We start from the raw sequence: 18,188 nt of genomic DNA on the forward strand, positions 1-18,188 counted from the left end.
GAACACTGGCGGGAAGCCATCCCCACGCACCGGGGTGCGACCACCTCTCGGTAGCAATACCGGCACCTTTGGGGGGACCGCCGGGGGGCGGTGTTGAACCCCCACAGGGCGGACGATACTTTTTGCCATGCAAGGTCATTCCAATGGGGGGGATGACTGGGGTTGCCGCTGTGCAAGGCCGAGCAACCCCGCAAGGAGACTCACGCACATGAGGCTTGCCCGTTCCTGGAAACAGCGCGCTGTGGCGGTCTTCCTGACTGCTGTCGCCGGCACACTGGGTGCCGGAATCACGGCCAGCCCCGTATCCGCGGCGACCTGTTCCGATGTCGATGTGGTTTTTGCCCGCGGCAGTGGCGAACTCCCGGGCCTTGGAATCACCGGCACCCCGTTCGTCAACTCCGTGAAGCAGGGGCTCACCGGGAAGACGGTCAGCTCCTACGCGGTGAACTACGCGGCTGACATCGCCCAGACGTCCGACGGTGCTGGCGCCACCGACATGACCCGGCACGTCCGCTCGGTGGCCGCCTCCTGCCCGAACACCAAGTTCGTGCTGGGTGGCTACTCGCAGGGCGCCAGCGTCACCGACATCTCGATCGGCATCCGGACCTTCCTCGGTTCGGGCGAGACCATCCCGACCGAGCTCGCGCCGCGGGTCGCCGCGGTCGTCGTCTTCGGTAACCCGCTCGCGCTGTTCGGCCAGAAAATCACCACGGCGAGCCCGCTCTACGGCCCGAAGGCCAAGGAGTTCTGCAACCTGGGTGACCCCGTCTGCGCCGGCGGATTCAACGTCTTCGCACATCTCACTTACGGATTCGACGGCAGCACGGCCAACGGTGCCTCCTTCGCCGTCTCGAAGGTGCGCGCGCTCGGCTGACATCCACGGTAATCAGGTCGGTCAGTTCGGGGCCGGTCCCGAACCGAATCCCTGCACCGGGATTCGGTTCGCGGGCCGGCCCCGCCGTCTGCGATTAGTTTCCGTAGTCAGTTCATTTCGCATATTGGCCGTTTATTGACCTGGACGTGTTGCTTCGGGCTGTGCCACAGGTCACTCGGGGGCGTCCCCCTGACCGGCCGTAATGCGGGCGGTCAGGGCGCTCAGGGGGCGGAGAACCTCGCACCGAGCCGGGCGCGGTGCGCCGCCGGCGCGCCGAACAGCGACCGGTTCAGCAGCGCCCGTTTCAGGTAGACGTGGACCCCGCCCTCCCAGGTGTAGCCGATGCCACCGTGCAGCTGCATCGCCGCGCCCACGATGTCGACGGCGGCGGCGCAGACGTACGACTTCGCCCGCGACACGGCGACACCGGCGTCGGGGTCGTCGGCCGCCACCGACCGCACCGCCTCGCCGAGCAGCTCCCGACCGACCGCTATCTGGACGAACATGTCGGCGCAGGCGTGCTTCACCGCCTGGAACGAGCCGATGGGACGTCCGAACTGCCGACGGGTCCCCGCGTACTCGACAGTGGTCTCGAGCATCGCCTCCGCCAGGCCGAGGCCGTCGCAGGCCATCGCCAGCGCGGCTCGGTCACGCAGCCGCCGGGCGGCCGCCGCCGGGTCGTCACCGCCGAACCGCCACACCGAGGCGGGGTCGACCGGGGCGCCGTCGACGACCACGGTGCCGAGGCCGCGGGTCTCGTCCAGGACGGGCCGGTCGGTGACGGTGACACCCGGGTCGCCCGGACGGACCCGCACCACCACCGGCAGCCCGTCCGGATCGACGGCGAGCAGCAGGACCTGGTCGGCGCCGGCCGCGTCCGGCACGAAGTCGGCCTGGCCGCTCGCCCGGTGCGCGTCGAGCCGGAAGGCGGCCGTGTCGTCATCGCCCGTGGGCAGCGCGACCGCGAGGCGCTGGCTTCCCACGGCGGCCGCGCGCAGCAGCTCGTCCCGCCCCGGCCCGGCCTCGAGCAGGCGCAGTGCGCCGACACCGAGCACAGCCGAGCCCAGGTAGGGGGTGCTCGCCGCGGCCCGGCCCAGCTCGTGCAGGACGACCGCGACCTCGGCGAAGGTCACGCCCGCGCCGTCGAGCTCCTCCGGGGCCTCCAGCCCGAGCCAGCCGGTGTCGGCGAGCAGCGACCAGTCGACCGTGGCGTACGTCTGGTCGGGGCCGGCCTTGGCGGCGTTGCGGCGCAGCAGGTCCCGGGCCACGGCGCGCAGCTCCCGGTGCAGCTCGGCCGTCTCGTCAGGTCCGGCGCTCATGACGACACCACCGGCTCCCGCGGCAGACCGAGGCCGCGCTCACCGATGATGGTCCGCTGGATCTCGCTCGTCCCGCCGGGGATCGTCCACTCCCACGATCCGATGAAGTCCAGCACCCACGCTCCCGACTCCCAGCCGCTGGACGCGGGCTTGCGCAGCTCGGCGTGGGCGGGCAGCCCGGCCACCTCGACGGCGAAGTCCATCGTCCGTTGCAGCAGTTCGCTGTAGTACAGCTTCACCACCGAGGCCTCCACCGGGCCGGCGGTGCCCGCCTCGTGCCGCTCGACCAGGCCGCGGCACAGCGCCCGCAGGCCGGCGATCTCGGTGTCGAGCTCCGCCAGCCGGTCCAGCACCCGCGGGTCGTCGACGGGACGCCCGCCGCCGGGCCCCGGCGTGCGGCAGGTCTCCACCAGCCACCGGAAGCCGGCGTTGCCGAGGCGCTCGGCCAGTTCCAGCATGGTCATCCCACGTTCGGCGCTCAGCGTCGACTGGGCCACCTGCCAGCCCTGGTCGACCGGGCCGACCAGGTTCTCGGCCGGGATCACCACGCCGTTGAGGAAGATCTCGCAGAAGTGCGACTCGCCCGCCGCGTTACGCACCGGCCGGACGTCGATGCCGGGCGTGCGCATGTCCATCAGGAAGTAGGAGATCCCCCGCCGCTTGGGCGCTGCCGGGTCGGTCCGGGCGAGCAGCAGGCACCAGTCGGCGTGCGCGGCACCGCTGGCCCACAGCTTCTGCCCGTCGACGACGAACCCGTCGCCCTCGCGGCGCGCGGTGGTGCGCAGGCTGGCCAGGTCGGAGCCGGCCTCGGGCTCGGAGAAGCCCTGCACCCAGATCTCTCCGTCGAGGATGGCGGGCAGGTGCCGGCGCCGCTGCTCGTCCGTCCCCGCCGCGAGCAGCGTCGACGCCGCGTGGTGGATCGAGACGAAGCCGAGGACGAGCCGGGGTGCGTCGTGCGCCGCCAGCTCCTGGTACAGCACCACCTGCTGGGCGACCGGCATCCCGCCGCCCCACTCGGCGGGCCAGTGCGGGACGGCGAAACCCGCCGTGCGCAGACGCTGGAACCACTCCTGCTGGAAGCGGACGAACTCGTCGTCGGACGCACCGGCCTGCGTGCGCCGCCAGTCGGACGGCACCTCGGCACGGCACCAGCGCCGCACCTCGGCCCGGAACTCCGCCAGGTCCGCAGTGGAGATCACGGGGCTCGTCACAGCGGCTGCACCTCCAGGTCCGGCTCGCGGCGCGGGGCGAAGGGCCCGGCCAGGCCCGCCCGGCCGATCCGACGGGTGAGCTCGTCGCGGGTGGCGGACAGACCCAGCGGCAGGCGCCGGATCGGCTGGCTGTACCGCGAGATCCACGACAGCGTGGTCTCGTCGCAGAAGCCCATCGCGCCGTGAAGCTGATGCGCGACCCGGAACACCTGGTCAGCGGCTTCGAGGATGGCGAGGCGCAGCGCGAGCGCGTCGTCGACGGCCTCGCCGCGCCCGGTGGCGACGGCCCACAGGGCGTACTTCGCCAACTCCTCGACCCCGAGCCGTTCCACCTCGGCGTCGGTCAGCTGGAACTGCACTCCCTGGAACCGCGCGAGGGGCTGGCCGAACTGCTCGCGCGCGAGGACATGGGCGCGGGTCAGGTCGATCGCCCGGTCGAGCATGCCGAGCAGGGTCCAGCACGGCAGCACCAGGCCGAGTGCCAGGTCGGCGAGCCCGTCGCCGCCCCGGGGCTCCTGGTTCGGGACGAGCGCCGGGTCCTCGACCAGCCCGGTGACGAAGGCGCCGTAGCGGGGGGTCGTCGTCGGCGGCGCGGCGGTGGCGACGCCGCGGCCCCCGTCGAAGGTCACCGTCGACCACCGCCGCCCGAGACCGGCGACGGGCGCAGCCGGGCCGTACCCGACGAGGCCCGCATCGCCAGCATCGGCCGCATCGCGGGCGTCGCCCGCGCCGGCAGCGCCGCCCACGCCGCCCGCGCCGCCTTGTCCGGTGCCCGCGATGACGACGAGGCCGTCGGTGGAGCCGTCGGTGGAGCCGTCGGCGGGGCGGGCGAGCCGTTCGGCGACCGGGTAGGGCAGCGCCCACCAGCCGGCGACCCGGCACAGCGCGGCCACCGCCTCGAGTTCGTCGGCGCCCCCGCGCGGGTCGAGATCCCAGGCACCGAGCTCGGCCAGGACCGGCTCCACGAGGTCGGCCCGCCGGGCCGGCTCACGCTCCGCGTCCTGGACGATCTGGTCGCCGCCGGCCGCCTCGAAGGCGCGCAGGGCCGTCCGGCCGTACTCGGCGGCCTCCTCGCTCAGCTCGGTGTTCACGACGCCACCCGAGGAGACGGCGCCAACAGCGAGCGCGACATGAGGATCCGCTGCATCTCGACGCTGCCCGAGGCCACGGTGGCGGACACCGAGTAACGCCGGTGGTCCTCCACGGCACGGCGGAACCGCCGGCCTTCCTCCCCGGGCAGCGACGCGCCGGCGACGATGTCCATGAGCACCTCCGCGCTCTCCTGGTCCAGTCGGGTCACCGCGATCCGGTAGGCCGCGGAGTCGTCCGGTCTGATCCGTCCACCGGCCTGCAGCGAGACCACGCGGTAGGCGAGCAGGCGGGCCCGCCGGGCGTGGACGAGCATCCGGGCCCAGCGGCTGCGCAGCTCCTCCGGCAGCGCGTCCCACTCGGCGCCCAGCGCGGCCGGCGCGGCCTGGAGCAGGCGCTCGACCCGGGCGTAGCGGGCGATGCCCACCCGCTCGAAGGCGAGAACCTCCTGGACGATCGCCCAGCCCTCGCCGACGGTGCCGAGGACGTCCGCCTCGGTCACCCGCAGCTCGTCGAAGAAGACCTCGTTGAGGTGGTGCGGGCCGAGCATGCTGGGGATCGGGCGGACCTCGATCGCCGGGTCGGACATCGGCACCAGGAACACCGTCAGCCCGTGCTGCCGCCGCTTCTCCCGGGAGGTGCGGGCCAGCAGGAAGCACCACTGCGCCATGGTCGCGTAGGACGTCCAGACCTTCTGGCCGCTGACCCGCCAGCCGCCGGACTCCTCGTCCGGATGGGCGGTGGTGCGCAGCGAGGCGAGGTCGGAGCCGGATTCCGGCTCGCTGAAGCCCTGGCACCAGATCACCTCACCGCGCGCGATCGGCGGCAGGTGGCGCTGCTGCTGCTCGGCCGTGCCGTGCCGCATGATCGCCGGGCCGACCCAGTTGACGCCCATGTACTGGGCGCCACGCGGCTCGTGGTGTGCCCACATCTCCTCGCGGACGACCGTCTGTTCCCACAGCGTCGCACCGCGGCCGCCGAACTCGGTGGGCCAGGCCATGCACAGCAGGCCCAGCTCGGCGAGGGTCCGGGAGAAGCTCTGGGCGACCTCGAGGTCAGCCGGATCGTCGGTGAACGCGCCGAGGAAGTCCGGCGGCACATGCTTGTGGACCAGCTCGCGCAGATCGCGCCGGAGTGTCTCCACTCCCTCGCCCATGTCGTACTCCATGGACGGCAGACAGTAGTCCGAAACGCTTCGACCTTCAATACTTATAAAGATAAGAAGGGGTATGCTCACAGGGTGCCCAAGGTGCCGACCCGCCAGGGACGAGTCTCGCAGGTCCGCATCGCCGAGACCGTCGCGTCCACACTGCGCGGGCGCATCCTCTCCGGTGACGGCTCCGACGAGTACCAGCTGCCGACCCAGGACCAGCTCGTCCAGGAGTTCGGCGTCAGCTACCCGTCCATCCGCGAGGCCATCCGGATCCTCGAGACCGAAGGCCTCGTCACCGTGCGCCGCGGCAAGGTCGGCGGCGCCGAGGTGCACCGACCCGACGAGTCGTCCGCCGCGTACCACCTCGGGCTCGCGTTGCAGGCCGGGCGGGTCACCCTCGGCGATCTCGCGGTCGGCCTGCAGACCTTCGAACCGCAGTGCGCCGCCCAGTGCGCCCTCGCCCCCGACCGCCAGGAACGCATCGTCCCGGCGCTGCGGGCGAACATCGATGCCACCGCCCGGCTCGTCGGCACCGGTGGGCCCTTCACCCATGCCGCCCGCGAGTTCCACGAGCTCGTCGTCGCGCTGACGCCCAACGCGACGATCCGCCACATCGTCGGCAGCCTGGTCGCGCTGTGGTCCGCGCAGGAACGGGCCTGGGCCGACACGGCCGCGAGCCGGGGCGAGTACCCCGACCAGGTCGAGGCCGAGCAGGTCGTGCGGACCCACCGCCGCATCCTCACCGAGATCGCCGCCGGGCGCGCCGCCGCCGCCGAGCGGGTCGCCCGCGCCCATCTCGCCGCCTCACAGGCGTATCTCCTGGACCTGTTCGACGACAGCGTGGTCACCATCACCCACGCGCGGACGGGCCACACGGGCGCCATCCCCAACCCGCTGTGGCGGGTCTGAGCCCGCCGCCAGGCGGCTGGGGGCCCGCGACACCAGGGAGGTTCCACGTGCCGAAGGGCATCCTTGTCGTGCAGACACGTCCGGTCTCGCCCGAGCGGGAGGACGAGTACAACCGGTGGTACTCCGAGGAGCACATGCCCGACATCCGGGCGATTCCAGGGATCGTCTCCGCCCGCCGGTACCGGATCCGCGACGCCGGGCAGATCACGGCCAGGCCCTCGGCCCGGGAGTACCTGGCCGTCTATGAGATCGAGGCCGACGATCTCGAGGTGCCCCTGGCGGAGATGGCCGCCCGGTCGGCCGACGGAAGAGTGCGGGAGAGCGACTCCGTCCAGACCGACCCGCCACCGGCACTGGCCTTCTACGAACTGATCGACTGAGGTCCCGGTAAGAGTCCTGGCCAGAGGCCCAAGAGTGGGCGGAAGGCCGGGTGTCCGCCCGGGTACGCCCGTAAGGAGGTTGGAAAGATGGGCCGGTGACCACCGGCGGGTGCTCGATGGGGGACATACGTGCAGCGGCACGAAGCAGGTAGCACGGCGGTGGCAGGAAGCAGCACGGACGAGGCGGATGCGCCCCGTGCCCACGACAGCGCGGCCGATGCCACGGCTCCCGGCGGCCTGGCCTCGGGCTCGGGCTCGGGCTGGGAGGGACCGGCGGCGACGTTGCCACTGCCGATGCCTGCCATGGAGTCCGACGACGCCCCGCCGGAGGCGGACGCGGGCAGCACCGGCGGCGGGGCAGCGACCGGGACGGGCGACGAGCCGGAGCCCGGCACCGGGCCGCAGGACGGCGCGAAGCCCGGTGCGGAGACCGGCGAGGGCTCCGGGAGCGGCCGGCGGAAGGGGCGCCGGCGCGGGACCCACCGCGGAGCGACCAGGCCGACCCGTCCGCGCCGGCGCCGCCGCCGGTCCATCATCGGCGCGGCGGCCGCCGGGATGGTCGTCCTCCTCGGGGTGCTCGGTCTGGTCGCCCTGGCCAGCGACGACGGCCCGCCGCAGGCGCCGAAGCCGTCGACGGCAGGCCCGCGTCCGGACACCGGGCCGGTGCCGGGCCCGGCCGGGCAGCCCGCCGCGCCCGAGCCGACCCCACCGGGCCCGGCGGCACCGGGCGTCCGGTGGCCGACGGGAACAAACGCGAACCCGCCGCTGGACATCCGGGCGTGGGAGGCGTGGACGGGGCGGCCGACCGACGTCGCGACGGTCTTCACCGTCCGGAACAGCTGGGAGCACATCGCCTACTCCGACTGGCCCTTCGCGGACTACCGGCCGGAGGTGTACGCGGGCCAGCTCTCCGTCGCCCAGCCGCTGTTCCCGAAGTCAGGCGACGAGCGCACCTGCGCCCGGGGCCACTACGACCAGCACTGGGCCGCGTTCGGACAGACCCTGACCCGCAACGGGCGGCCCGGCGCGATCGTGCGCCTGGGCTGGGAGTACAACGGCAACTGGTTCTGGTGGTACCCCCGCGACACCGCCACCTGGAAGACCTGCTTCCAGCACGCGGCGACCGCGATCCGCTCGACAGCCCCCGGGGTTCGCATCGAGTTCAACGTGAGCGCACACCGGGACCGGATGCCCAACGGCGACGACGTGTGGGCGGCCTACCCCGGCGACGAGTTCGTCGACATCGTGAGCAGCGACACCTACGACTCGTACCCTCCCTCACTGACACCGGAGCTCTTCGAGCAGCAGTGCGTCGTCCCGTCGGGCACGTGCACGGTGGCCGCGTTCGCGCGGGCGCACGGCAAGCAGTTCGCCGTGCCCGAATGGGGCCTGGTCCGGGCGGACCGGCACGGCGGCGGCGACAACCCGCTCTACATCGAGAAGATGCACGACCTGTTCGAGCGCAACCGCGACATCCTCGCCTACGAGGCCTACTTCAACGCGGCCGAGGCGACGAACGTCCGCTCCTCGCTCATCAACCCGCCCCTGCACCCCAACGCCGCTCAGCGCTACCTCGAACTGTTCGGCGCCACCGCCACCGCCACGACCACCGCCGCTGGCGCCTGATCCGCAGAGGAGCCCCACCCCCGGCCTCGCCGGGCGACAACCACGACAAATGTCCGGACGGCAGGACCTTGCGCGAGCTTGCCCTGGCTTCCACCGACGTCGTATCGGAGGAACGATGACGGGGTTTCTGCGAGTGTAGGAATGGTGAGCAACAGTCAGCCGACCATCCTTGTCCTCAGCCAGGACGACTGGAAGCTGCTCCGCGAGGTGCGACTGAAGGCCCTGCGCGAGGCGCCCCACGCCTTCGCATCGTCGTTGGAGCTCGAAACCGCCTTCGCAGAGGCGGACTGGCGCCACCAGATACAGCGGAGCACATGGTTCCTCGCCCGGTCGGAAACCGTCGACGTAGGGGTTGTAGCCGGCACCGAACAGGGCCCACGTGAGCGACACCTCTCGGGGCTCTGGGTCGCACCGAACTGGCGTGGAAAGGGAATCTCGCGCATGCTGTTCGACGCCGTCGAAGCATGGGCACGCAAGGAGGGAACCCCCCTGATATCCCTTTGGGTTTCTCTTGACAACCTCAAGGCTCGCGCCATCTACCAACACCTTGGCTTCACACCTACGGGCCTGGTCGCTCCCTTTCCGGGAGACGCTCAGAGGAAGGAAGAAAGAATGGTCAGGAGAGTCCCGTCCGCGTAGGAGGCCCCGGCCTCGCCCCGTCGCGGTGTACGGTGCGCCTTCAGCTGTGAGGAGTATGGCGGGCCATGTCAGCAGATGCCCACCTGCTCCTGTTCGACGGGAGGCAGCACGGTCTCGTTCACCGACCCGGGCTCGATGCTGGTCGAGAAGGCGAACAGTCCCAGTGCGGCAGCGACGTCCTCCAACGATCCGCCGGCGATCGTCGATCGATATTGCGACCAGGCGTCGAGATCCGATCTCCAGAGCCGGATGAAGCGGTCCAGCTGTACGGGGCTGAGGCAGGCCCGCGCCTCCTCGGCTCGGCCGAGGGAGTGCAGCATAGCGGTTCGCTGCGGATGGGACGAAGAATCAGCGCGTTCCGCGGCCGATGCGATGAACTCCTTGCGTAGCAGGAGAAAATCGGCCCAGAAACTGGCGTTGGCGGCGGCGATGCCTTCACCGGCCTGAAGGAGCGCCATGAGGCCTTCGGCGAGGAGGTCACCGAACTCCTCCGCGGCCGCGCGCTCCGGCCTGGCGAACGGATCGTAACGCAACTGTCGGACGCATCCGGTGGCGGCCAGCCGGCCCCGCGCCAAGACGTCGAACATGAACAGCCAGTCCTCGTTGTAGACCTGGGGAAAGAAGCCGAGGTCCCGCTGTGGGTTGACGACCAGGGCGGAGCCGCTGACGAAGACGTCCTGCGGGCCACCGGTCACGCGATTGGCGTGGCAGACCACGGAGTTGTCCGGGAAGTCTCGGGTGAACATCCCCACCGCGTCGTACCGATCAAGACCGGCGGCTGCCCGCAGGGCGAGCCGCGGCCGGACATCCCGCATGTCGTCGTCGAGGAACAGCAGCGAATGCCAGCCGGCGCCACGACCCAGCAGAAGGCCCAGGTTGCGCTTGAGGCTGAGATCTCCGAGGTGACCAGTCTGGGCTTCGGTGAACCGCGAGGTCCCGAGCCTGAGGGAAGCCAGGCCCGGCTCGCGTGCATTGCGGTCCGAAAGATCGACCACCAACGCACGTAGCCCAGGCACCTCGCGGGCAAGCCCGGAGACCTCGTCCGCGTGCGCCCGGCCGCTGCACAGCAGCACGAGGTATGCGTCGACAGACGCGGCCAGCTCCATCGCAGTGATGAGGTTGTAGGCCGGACGCGCGGCGGAGACGACTATGGCATCCAGCGGGGCGCCCGTGCCTGGACCGCACCACGCAAGCAGCCCGCGGTGCGACGAATGGTGCACCATCGCGGGACAACTGCTGTCGGACCGGCCCTTCGCTGGCGCGGGGCCGATGTCTTCGGACACAGGATCAGGTCCTCTCAAGACCATTCAAAAAGGGTTGTTCTGGCATTGGTCAGGTCGGGGGTGAGCGCCCGACCCTTGAAGATCGGAACGCGTAACAGGAGCCCGAACCCCGGAGCGTTACCGAAACGCCTGGCAAGGTACTGCTCGTTCCGCTCACGCAGGGCCGAGTCAGTGAGGCACCGCACCGCGCCGAGCACACCCTTGGCATAGACGCCGTTACAAATGGTCAGCGTTCGGTTCCCGTTGTAGGGATTACGAGCCCTGATCAGCAGCCCCACGTCCTCGACCAGGCCCAGGGCCGGGTCGTCGGACCAGCGCGGAAAGTACTTGCAGCAGTTCTCCCCCTCCTTGGTCTGGAATATCTCACCGTCCGGAAACTCCGGATCCTCGACCTGTTCGACCGGGAATCCGGCCTCCTGGATGAACCAGTCGGTTGCCTGGTTCCAGCCAAGACCGCCGAGCAGCACAAGATGGGCAGACAGGTCGTCCGGCACGATGTTCGCGGACTTCAGGAAGCGGACATCCGCGGACGGGTTCTCCGCGCGAATATGACCGAACAGCTCGACCAACGCGTCCACGTCCGCGTAGGAAAGTAGTTCGGTGTGGTTCAGGTGAAGAGACCCGGCGAGCTCTGACTGCTGCTCTCTCGGAATTTCTCCGCAGACGAGCCGGACCGGCTCGTTCCGGCCGAACAGCCAGGTTCGCCTTGCTGGCCGTATTTCGGGCACGCCGGGGTCCTCCTCCGGCGGGGAGGTCGACCGGAACTCGGACAGCTCGCCAAACAGCGCGTCACGCGCTTCCAGCTCCGCCGGCAGGAGCTCGCTCTCGTCGAACAGGCACGGTACCGGCCCAGCGATGGATCGCTCGACTGCGTAGAAGGCGGCGTATGCCGTCAGGCGTTCGAGGGGAACCGAGGTGGCCAGGTTCTCGTCCGAGGAGATCGTCGCGGTTGAGACACCCAGCGCCTGGGCGACTGCGGCCTGCGTGAGGCGCGCCCTGGGCCATGTCTCCTGCCGCAACCGGCGAAGTCTCCGAGCCAGTGCCCTGTTGGGCTGCGCCGCCACCCACCCCACCCTCTTCACCAGCGTTCAGCAAACTTCACTGAAATAGCGAGACTTCCCTGAAGCTAGCAGAAGCCTAGCAGCTGCGACCAGAAGCGAGGGAGAGGGTGGGCGCGTCGGCGAGTGGGCGTGGTTTGAAGTCACGGAAACCGTTGGTATGCAGTCGTTAGAGTCTTAGACTGAAGTCAGGTCTCCCCTAGAGAAGGGATTGAAACTTTAAAATTTACACTGAACTCTTGCGAAGGGGATCGAAGATGGTCGGATGATCACCCGAGAGTGCTTCGGCGGTGACCGCATCAGCCCGGCTGCAGCCGAGGCCCGGCCACCGCCCCGGGAGCCGGACCAAAGACAGACACCCCCGGAGATCGTTTGGCGGCGATCCGGGAGTGTCTGCTCGCTGGAAACCCAGAATCCGTCCTCATGTGTGCATGAAGGAGGAAGCCCCAGCTATGCCAAGTCTAACCGCGTCGTACGTCGCGGCAAACAACGCGGGCACTGGTCACACGGCCAGATCCAGTCTGCTCGCCGGCCTCGTCGTGGCCGCCGTCGTCATCTGGATGGTGCGGCGGGCCCTGTCGAGGCTGCAGGGTCAGTCATACCCGCGGGCTCGGTCGGACCTGCAGGCCCCACTGAGAATGTTCGCGGGCCTCATGCGCCTCAAGTGGATTCTCACCGGGTGCCTCGTGGCGATCGTGGTGCTCGTGGTCGGGCTCGTGCGCTCGTCGGATGACGGCGTCCCACAGGTTCCCCCGAAGCGGGGCACCATGTTGGAGGCGGGGTCAGCCGCGTCTGGCGCGTGGCCAGATGTCGGCCGCGTGGTCCACTGACGATCAGCAACCGTCGGTGACCGGGCACGTCCTACGGGGCGGGCCACCGGTGATCACCGGGAGTCTGCGTGGCTCTCGATCATCAGCCGGTGGCCCGTGCGGCCTCGAAAGTGCCACGCGGCTCAGGCCGGCGCGGCGACGCCACCCCGGATCCGGACCTGCGCGGTTGCAGAAGGTCTGGCCGGCGGGGCTGCTCAGGAGGCTTCGTACTCCGCGACGAACGGGGTGTCGACGCCGACCTTGCCGACGGTCTTGGCGCCGCCGGGGTCGCCGAGCGGCTCGTCGCGGCCCGGCAGCACCTTGGAGAAGAACTCCTTCTCGCTCTTCACGAAGGGCCGCTCGGCCTTGGGAACCTCGAGGTCGAGCATGATGGCGCCGATCGGGCAGGCCGAGGCGCAGGCGCCGCACTCGGTGCACTCGTTGGGGTTGATGTAGAGCTTCCGGCCACCTTCGTAGATGGCGTCGACCGGGCACTCGTCGAGGCAGCCGGTGTCTTTGACGTCAATGCAGGGTGACGTGACGACGTAGGGCATCGGAGTTCTTCTTCCCGTCTGAGGTCCGGGTCCGACGCTGCGGACCCGGGAGGATCTCGTTTGCCTGCGGTTCGTGCAACTGCCCTGGCCCGGGTTGACAGCCCTGGCCTGACTGCCTGACCGCTGGCCGCTCCGGCCGGCGCGACGGTGCACCGGCCGGAGCGCTGGTCAGCCTGGTCAGCCTTGCGCGGGTCCGGGTCAGGCCCGGGCCGGCACCGTCCAGGAGTCATTGCCGGAGAGCAGTTCCTGCAGGTCGCCGCGCCCGCCCGCGCGGGCGTCGGCGAGCCGGTCCTGGTACTGGTCGTCGAAGCTCGGCCGCTCCACCGCGCGGTACACGCCGATCGGCGCGAGCTCCGGGTCGGTGTCGGCGATCCGGGCCAGCGCGTAGGCGTAGGTCGGGCTGGTCGAGCGCGGGTTGTGCACGACGATGCCCTTCTCCGTCGAGCGGCCGAACTTCAGGTCGCCGCTCTCGGCGTCGCGCAGGATCGCCCACTGGCTGTCGGCGCCGAACAGGATCGGCGCGCCCGCCTCCAGGCGGATCGGGCCGTCGGCCGGCGACGGCACCGACGTGTCGCCCGCCGCGGGCTTCTCCGTGTGGCTGAAGGTCGGGCAGTTCTGCCGGATCTCCACCAGCGCGGAGCCGTTGTGGGCGGCGGCCGCGGCGAGGATCTCCATCATGTGCTTGCGGTCGGTGTCGACGGTGCGGGCGACGAAGCTCGCCTCGGCGCCGAGGGCCAGCGCGAGCGGGTTGAAGGAGTGGTCGAGCGAGCCGAACGGGCTGGACGGGGTGACCGTGCCGGGCTTGGTCGCCGGCGAGAACTGGCCCTTGGTCAGACCGTAGATCTGGTTGTTGAACAGCAGGATCTTGAGGTTCACGTTGCGGCGCAGCGCGTGGATCAGGTGGTTTCCACCGATCGACAGCGCGTCACCGTCACCGGTGACCACCCAGACGGACAGGTCGGGGCGGTTGATCGACACACCGGTCGCGATGGACGGCGCCCGGCCGTGGATCGAGTGCATGCCGTAGGTGTCCAGGTAGTACGGCAGCCGGGAGGAGCAGCCGATACCGGAGATCACCACGAAGTTCTCGCGCGGGATGCCGAGGGTCGGCATCAGGTTGCGCATGTTGTTGAGGATCGCGTGGTCGCCGCATCCGGGGCACCAGCGGGCCTCGCCCGCCGAGAACTCCTTGGCGGTGAGCTGCTTTCCTGTCGCGTCGGGGCTGGTCACTTGTCGCCCTCCGATCCGAGCTCGCTGCGGCCGACTTCGCCGGAGCCGCCGATGGCCTTGATGTCTTCCGTGGTGAGCTCGGTGCCGACGCCGGTGCCGTCGACGAGCCGGGTGAACACCGCCGCCAGCTCGACCGCCCGGAAGGGCAGGCCGCGGGTCTGGGTGTAGCCGACCGGCTCGACCTGGCAGTGCATCCGCAGCAGGCCGCCGAGCTGCCCGAGGTTCATCTCCGGGACGAGCACGGTGTCGTAGGCGGCCAGGACCGACGCGAGGTTGGCCGGCAGCGGGTTGAGGTAGCGCAGGTGCGCCTGGGCGATGGCCAGCCCCTGGTCGCGGACGAGCCGGCAGGCCGCGCCGATCGGCCCGTAGGTGGAGCCCCAGCCGATGACGAGCAGCTTCGCGCCGGATCCGGGCGGCCCGCTCGGGTCGTCGACCTCCAGCAGCGGGACGTCGATGCCGTCCACCTTGTTCTGGCGGGTGCGGACCATCAGGTCGTGGTTGTCGGCGTCGTGCGAGATCTCGCCGCTGCCGTCGGCCTTCTCCAGACCACCGATGCGGTGTTCCAGACCGGGGGTGCCGGGGATGGCCAGCGGACGAGCGAGGGTGCGCGGGTCACGCTTGTACGGGTGGAACGCGGGCTTGCCGTCCTTGCCGACCGCGTTCGGCGCGGTCGCGAACTCGATGCCGATCTCGGGCAGCTCGGCGACGTTCGGCACCTGCCACGGCTCGCTGCCGTTGGCGATGTAGGAGTCGGAGAGCAGCACGACCGGGGTCCGCCGCTCCAGCGCGATCTTCGCGGCCTCGAAGGCCGCGTTGAAGCAGTCCGCCGGGCTCTGCGCGGCGAGTACCGGCAGCGGGGCCTCGCCGTGCCGCCCGTAGAGGGCCTGCAGCAGGTCGGACTGCTCGGTCTTGGTCGGCAGACCGGTGGACGGGCCACCGCGCTGCACGTTGACGATGACCAGCGGCAGCTCCAGCGAGATCGCCAGGCCGATCGCCTCGCCCTTGAGCGCCATGCCCGGGCCGGAGGTGACGGTGACGCCGAGCATGCCGGCGAACGAGCCGCCGATCGCCGCGCCGATCGCCGCGATCTCGTCCTCCGCCTGGTAGGAGCGGACGTCGTGCGAGATGAGCTTGCTCAGCTCGTGCAGGACGTCGGTGGCGGGGGTGATCGGGTAGGCGCCGAGGAACAGCGGCATCCCGGCCTGGTGCGCGGCGGCGACGAGGCCGAACGCGATGGCCCGGTTGCCACGCATGTGCCGGTAGTTGCCCGGGGGCAGCGCGGCGGGCTTCACCTCGTAGGAGACGGCGAACGCCTCGGTGGTGTCGCCGTAGTCCACGCCCGCGCGCAGCGCCGCGAGGTTGCCGGCGAGGATCTCCGGCGGCTTCTTCGCGAAACGCTTCTCCAGGTAGGCGATCGTGCTCTCGACCGGCTGGTTGAACATCCAGGACACCAGGCCGAGCGCGAACATGTTCTTCGTGCGGGCGGCGTCCTTGCGCTTCAGGCCCAGACCGTCGGTGGCACCGACGGCGAGCCCGGTGAGGTCGACCGCGTGCACGATGTAGTTGGTCAGCGAGCCGTCGGTCAGCGGGTCGGAGTCGTAGCCGGCCTTCTCCAGCGAGCGCACGTTGAACGCGCCGGAGTCGACGAGCAGCACGCCGCCGGGCCGCAGGTCCTTCAGCGTCGCCTTCAGCGCCGCCGGGTTCATGGCGACGAGGACGTCGGGCTGGTCACCGGGGGTGGTGATGTCGTGGTCGGCGACGTGCAGCTGGTAGCTGGACACACCGCCGACGGTGCCTGCTGGCGCCCGGATCTCGGCGGGGAAGTCGGGCAGGGTCGCCACGTCGTTGCCGGCCTCGGCGGCCTGCGCACCGAAACGGTCACCGGTGAGCTGCATGCCGTCGCCGGAGTCACCGGCGAACCGGATGACGACTCCCTTAAGCCGGCGTACCCGCGGGTCGGGCTGTTCGAGCTCGGTTGTCATCGCGAACCTCGTCTTGGATGGGGGTGCTCTGGGTAAGGGAGCGGACGCGCTGGACAGCGCGGGCCACCTGGTCCGCGGCGGTGCGGATCTCCTCGGGTGTCGTGGCGCGGCCCAGGCTGAAGCGCAGGCTCTCCCTGGCCTCGGCCGCGGTTCGGCCCATGGCCAGCAGGACGTGGGACGGAACATCCCCGCCGCCGCTGCAGGCCGAGCCGGCCGAGACCGCGACCTGCGGAAGGCAGGCCTGGACGTCGTCGGCACCCGCGCCGACGAAGCGGAGGTTGACGGTGTTCGGCAGCCTGGCCCGCACCGGGCCGTTCAGTTCGACGGCGCCGCGGCCGAGCCGCTCGACGAGCAGCTCGGTCAGCTGCGCCACCAGCGTGCGCTGGCGCCTGCCGTCGTCCGTCATCGATGCGGCCGCGATGCGGGCGGCCGCGCCGAAGCCGGCGATCCCGGCGGTGTTGAGGGTGCCGGCCCGTCGGCCGCGTTCCTGCCCTCCCCCGTGCGCCCGCGGCGCGATGCGCGCCCAGGCGTCCCCCGACGCGACCAGCGCGCCGACGCCCTTGGGGCCGTACAGCTTGTGGGCGGACGCGACGGCCACATCGACGCCTGTCCGCTCGAGGCTGACCGGGATCCGCCCCAGGGCCTGGGTGACGTCGCTGAACAGCAGCGCGCCGGCGGAGTGCACGGGTTCGACCAGGGGCCGCAGGTCGTTCACGGCCCCGGTCTCGTTGTTGGCCGCCATCACCGCCACGAGCGCGACGTCGGGACCGAGCAGGCGGCGCAGGTCGTCGACGTCGATGGTGCCGTCGGAGTGGACGGCGATCCGCTCGGCGCGGGTGCCGGGCCCGGCCGCGGCCGCCGCGGCGGCGTCGGCGGCGCCGAGCACCGCGGGGTGCTCGGTCGCGCCGACGAGCACGCGGTGCCGGTCGGGTCCGGCGGCGGCGAGCGCCCCGCCGATCGCCAGGTTCGCCGCCTCAGTGGCTCCGGAGGTGAACACGACGTCGCGGGCACGCGCACCGGCGAGGGTGGCGACCTCCCGCCGGGCGCGCTCGACGATCCGGGTGACCTCCTGGCCCGGCCCGTGCCTGCTGGCCGGGTTGGCGAACTGGTCGGTGAACAGCGGAAGCATGACCTCGACCACGCGCGGGTCTACCGGGGTGGTCGCGTTGTGGTCGAGGTAGATCATGTGGACTCCTCGGCACCGGCACCGGCACCGGCACCGGTGTGCTCGGCGCAGGTCGGGCAGGCGGGGTCGCGCCGCACCCGCAGCGACTGGAAGTCCATGTCCCAGAGGTCGTACTGCAGCAGCCGGCCGCTGGCCGGCTCGCCGAACCGAGCGATGATTTTGATCGCCTCGGTCGCGGCGAGGCAGCCCGCCAGGCCGGAGACGGCTCCGAGAACCGTGAACCCCAGGGGCTCCCAGGACGGGTCGCCCTCGGTGAACACACAGCGCAGGCAGGGTGTCCCCGGCTCGACGACGAGCAGGTTGCCCTCGGTGGCGTTCATCGCGGCGATGACCGCCGGGGTCCGCGTCGCCACGCAGAGGTCGTTGAGCCGGTAGCGGTCGGGGAAGTTGTGGCGGGCGTCCACCACGACGTCCGCCTCGCCGACGAGCTGGCCGAGCTCGGGGAGCTCGGCCAGCTCGCGGTCGAAGGTGACGATCTCGACGCCCGGGTGGTGCGCGCGCAGAGTCTGCTCCGCGCAGGCCACCCGGGAGCCGCCGATCCACTCGGGCCGCATGAGGGTCTGCCGGTTGAGGTCGGGCTCCTCCAGCGGGCCCGGATGGACCAGGACCAGCCGACCGACCCCGGCGGCGGCGAGGTAGGTCGCCGCCGCCCCGCCGACACCACCGATCCCCGCCACCAGCACGGTCGCGCGGCGCAACCGCTCCTGGGCGGCCGGGCCGAAGCCCGGTATCCCGAGCTGGCGGTTGTAGCGGCCCAGCCGCGCCGCGGGGGCGGGCGCGGGCCGGACATCGCACGGGGTGACGATCATGCCGCTTTCCATGAAGGCTCCCTGTGCTGGCGTGGTGTGGTCGGTCAGTCGGTCAGTCGGGGCGATCTGGTCGCGGG

Annotated in this window: 17 protein-coding genes; 6 read left to right on the forward strand and 11 right to left on the reverse strand. The window is 71.0% G+C overall.

Annotated elements, in window-relative coordinates; genetic code table 11:
- The first annotated feature begins 208 nt into the window (after window positions 1–208).
- Window positions 209–874, forward strand: a complete 666-nt coding sequence (locus tag B207_RS0113415) for a cutinase family protein (protein WP_026311024.1) — start codon at window positions 209–211, stop codon at window positions 872–874.
- A gap of 221 nt (window positions 875–1,095) precedes the next feature.
- Here the strand turns inward: B207_RS0113415 and B207_RS0113420 are convergent, their stop codons facing one another.
- From B207_RS0113420 to B207_RS0113435, 4 genes are read right to left on the reverse strand one after another with little or no spacing between them, the layout of a single operon-like run.
- Entirely contained in the window at window positions 1,096–2,193 is a 1,098-nt protein-coding gene (locus B207_RS0113420; protein ID WP_018637063.1) for an acyl-CoA dehydrogenase family protein, read from the reverse strand.
- Window positions 2,190–3,404, reverse strand: a complete 1,215-nt coding sequence (locus B207_RS0113425) for an acyl-CoA dehydrogenase family protein (RefSeq protein ID WP_018637064.1) — start codon at window positions 3,402–3,404, stop codon at window positions 2,190–2,192. Before B207_RS0113425 ends, B207_RS0113420 begins: the two co-directional genes overlap by 4 nt.
- The gene (locus B207_RS0113430) at window positions 3,401–4,495 is read right to left on the reverse strand and encodes an acyl-CoA dehydrogenase family protein (protein ID WP_018637065.1); all 1,095 of its coding nucleotides are present in this window, start codon (window positions 4,493–4,495) and stop codon (window positions 3,401–3,403) included. The genes B207_RS0113425 and B207_RS0113430 overlap by 4 nt, the downstream gene beginning before the upstream one ends.
- A complete protein-coding gene (locus B207_RS0113435) occupies window positions 4,492–5,649 on the reverse strand; it encodes an acyl-CoA dehydrogenase family protein (RefSeq protein WP_195905287.1) in 1,158 nt (385 codons plus the stop codon). The genes B207_RS0113430 and B207_RS0113435 overlap by 4 nt, the downstream gene beginning before the upstream one ends.
- 93 nt (window positions 5,650–5,742) lie before the next feature.
- On the opposite strand from B207_RS0113435, the gene B207_RS0113440 reads away from it, so the two are divergent.
- The 4 genes from B207_RS0113440 (at window position 5,743) to B207_RS0113455 (ending at window position 9,200) form a co-directional block, all read left to right on the forward strand.
- On the forward strand, window positions 5,743–6,555 hold the full coding sequence (locus B207_RS0113440; protein ID WP_026311025.1) for a FadR/GntR family transcriptional regulator: 813 nt from the start codon (window positions 5,743–5,745) through the stop codon (window positions 6,553–6,555).
- Window positions 6,556–6,602: 47 nt separating this feature from the next.
- A complete protein-coding gene (locus tag B207_RS0113445) occupies window positions 6,603–6,935 on the forward strand; it encodes a DUF4286 family protein (protein WP_018637068.1) in 333 nt (110 codons plus the stop codon).
- A gap of 159 nt (window positions 6,936–7,094) precedes the next feature.
- Window positions 7,095–8,561 carry a glycoside hydrolase family 26 protein gene (locus tag B207_RS0113450; protein WP_018637069.1) on the forward strand — a complete coding sequence of 489 codons (1,467 nt, stop codon included), beginning with the start codon at window positions 7,095–7,097 and terminating at the stop codon, window positions 8,559–8,561.
- A gap of 141 nt (window positions 8,562–8,702) precedes the next feature.
- Complete coding sequence (locus B207_RS0113455) at window positions 8,703–9,200, forward strand: GNAT family N-acetyltransferase (protein ID WP_018637070.1); 498 nt, start codon at window positions 8,703–8,705, stop codon at window positions 9,198–9,200.
- Window positions 9,201–9,268: 68 nt separating this feature from the next.
- On the opposite strand, the gene B207_RS0113460 is transcribed toward B207_RS0113455, so the two are convergent.
- Window positions 9,269–10,423 carry a hypothetical protein gene (locus B207_RS0113460; protein ID WP_154675328.1) on the reverse strand — a complete coding sequence of 385 codons (1,155 nt, stop codon included), beginning with the start codon at window positions 10,421–10,423 and terminating at the stop codon, window positions 9,269–9,271.
- A gap of 74 nt (window positions 10,424–10,497) precedes the next feature.
- The gene (locus B207_RS0113465) at window positions 10,498–11,547 is read right to left on the reverse strand and encodes a helix-turn-helix domain-containing protein (protein ID WP_084692135.1); all 1,050 of its coding nucleotides are present in this window, start codon (window positions 11,545–11,547) and stop codon (window positions 10,498–10,500) included.
- A 446-nt stretch (window positions 11,548–11,993) separates the two neighbouring features.
- On the opposite strand from B207_RS0113465, the gene B207_RS0113470 reads away from it, so the two are divergent.
- Window positions 11,994–12,371, forward strand: coding sequence for a hypothetical protein (locus B207_RS0113470; RefSeq protein WP_018637073.1), 378 nt, complete (start codon window positions 11,994–11,996; stop codon window positions 12,369–12,371).
- Window positions 12,372–12,565: 194 nt separating this feature from the next.
- Here the strand turns inward: B207_RS0113470 and fdxA are convergent, their stop codons facing one another.
- The 5 genes from fdxA to B207_RS0113495 form a co-directional block, all read right to left on the reverse strand.
- On the reverse strand, window positions 12,566–12,904 hold the full coding sequence (fdxA, locus tag B207_RS0113475) for a ferredoxin (RefSeq protein ID WP_018637074.1): 339 nt from the start codon (window positions 12,902–12,904) through the stop codon (window positions 12,566–12,568).
- 198 nt (window positions 12,905–13,102) lie between these two features.
- Complete coding sequence (locus B207_RS0113480) at window positions 13,103–14,134, reverse strand: 2-oxoacid:ferredoxin oxidoreductase subunit beta (RefSeq protein ID WP_018637075.1); 1,032 nt, start codon at window positions 14,132–14,134, stop codon at window positions 13,103–13,105.
- Window positions 14,131–16,116 (reverse strand): 2-oxoacid:acceptor oxidoreductase subunit alpha, encoded by a 1,986-nt coding sequence (locus B207_RS0113485; RefSeq protein WP_018637076.1) that lies wholly within the window; start codon window positions 16,114–16,116, stop codon window positions 14,131–14,133. Before B207_RS0113485 ends, B207_RS0113480 begins: the two co-directional genes overlap by 4 nt.
- The gene (locus tag B207_RS0113490; protein WP_018637077.1) at window positions 16,070–17,302 is read right to left on the reverse strand and encodes a cysteine desulfurase family protein; all 1,233 of its coding nucleotides are present in this window, start codon (window positions 17,300–17,302) and stop codon (window positions 16,070–16,072) included. Before B207_RS0113490 ends, B207_RS0113485 begins: the two co-directional genes overlap by 47 nt.
- Window positions 17,299–18,111 carry a HesA/MoeB/ThiF family protein gene (locus B207_RS0113495; RefSeq protein WP_018637078.1) on the reverse strand — a complete coding sequence of 271 codons (813 nt, stop codon included), beginning with the start codon at window positions 18,109–18,111 and terminating at the stop codon, window positions 17,299–17,301. The genes B207_RS0113490 and B207_RS0113495 overlap by 4 nt, the downstream gene beginning before the upstream one ends.
- Between the last annotated feature and the right edge of the window lie 77 nt (window positions 18,112–18,188).

It is taken from the genome of Parafrankia elaeagni (assembly GCF_000374165.1).
In the GTDB taxonomy this organism is placed as follows: domain Bacteria; phylum Actinomycetota; class Actinomycetes; order Frankiales; family Frankiaceae; genus Parafrankia; species Parafrankia elaeagni.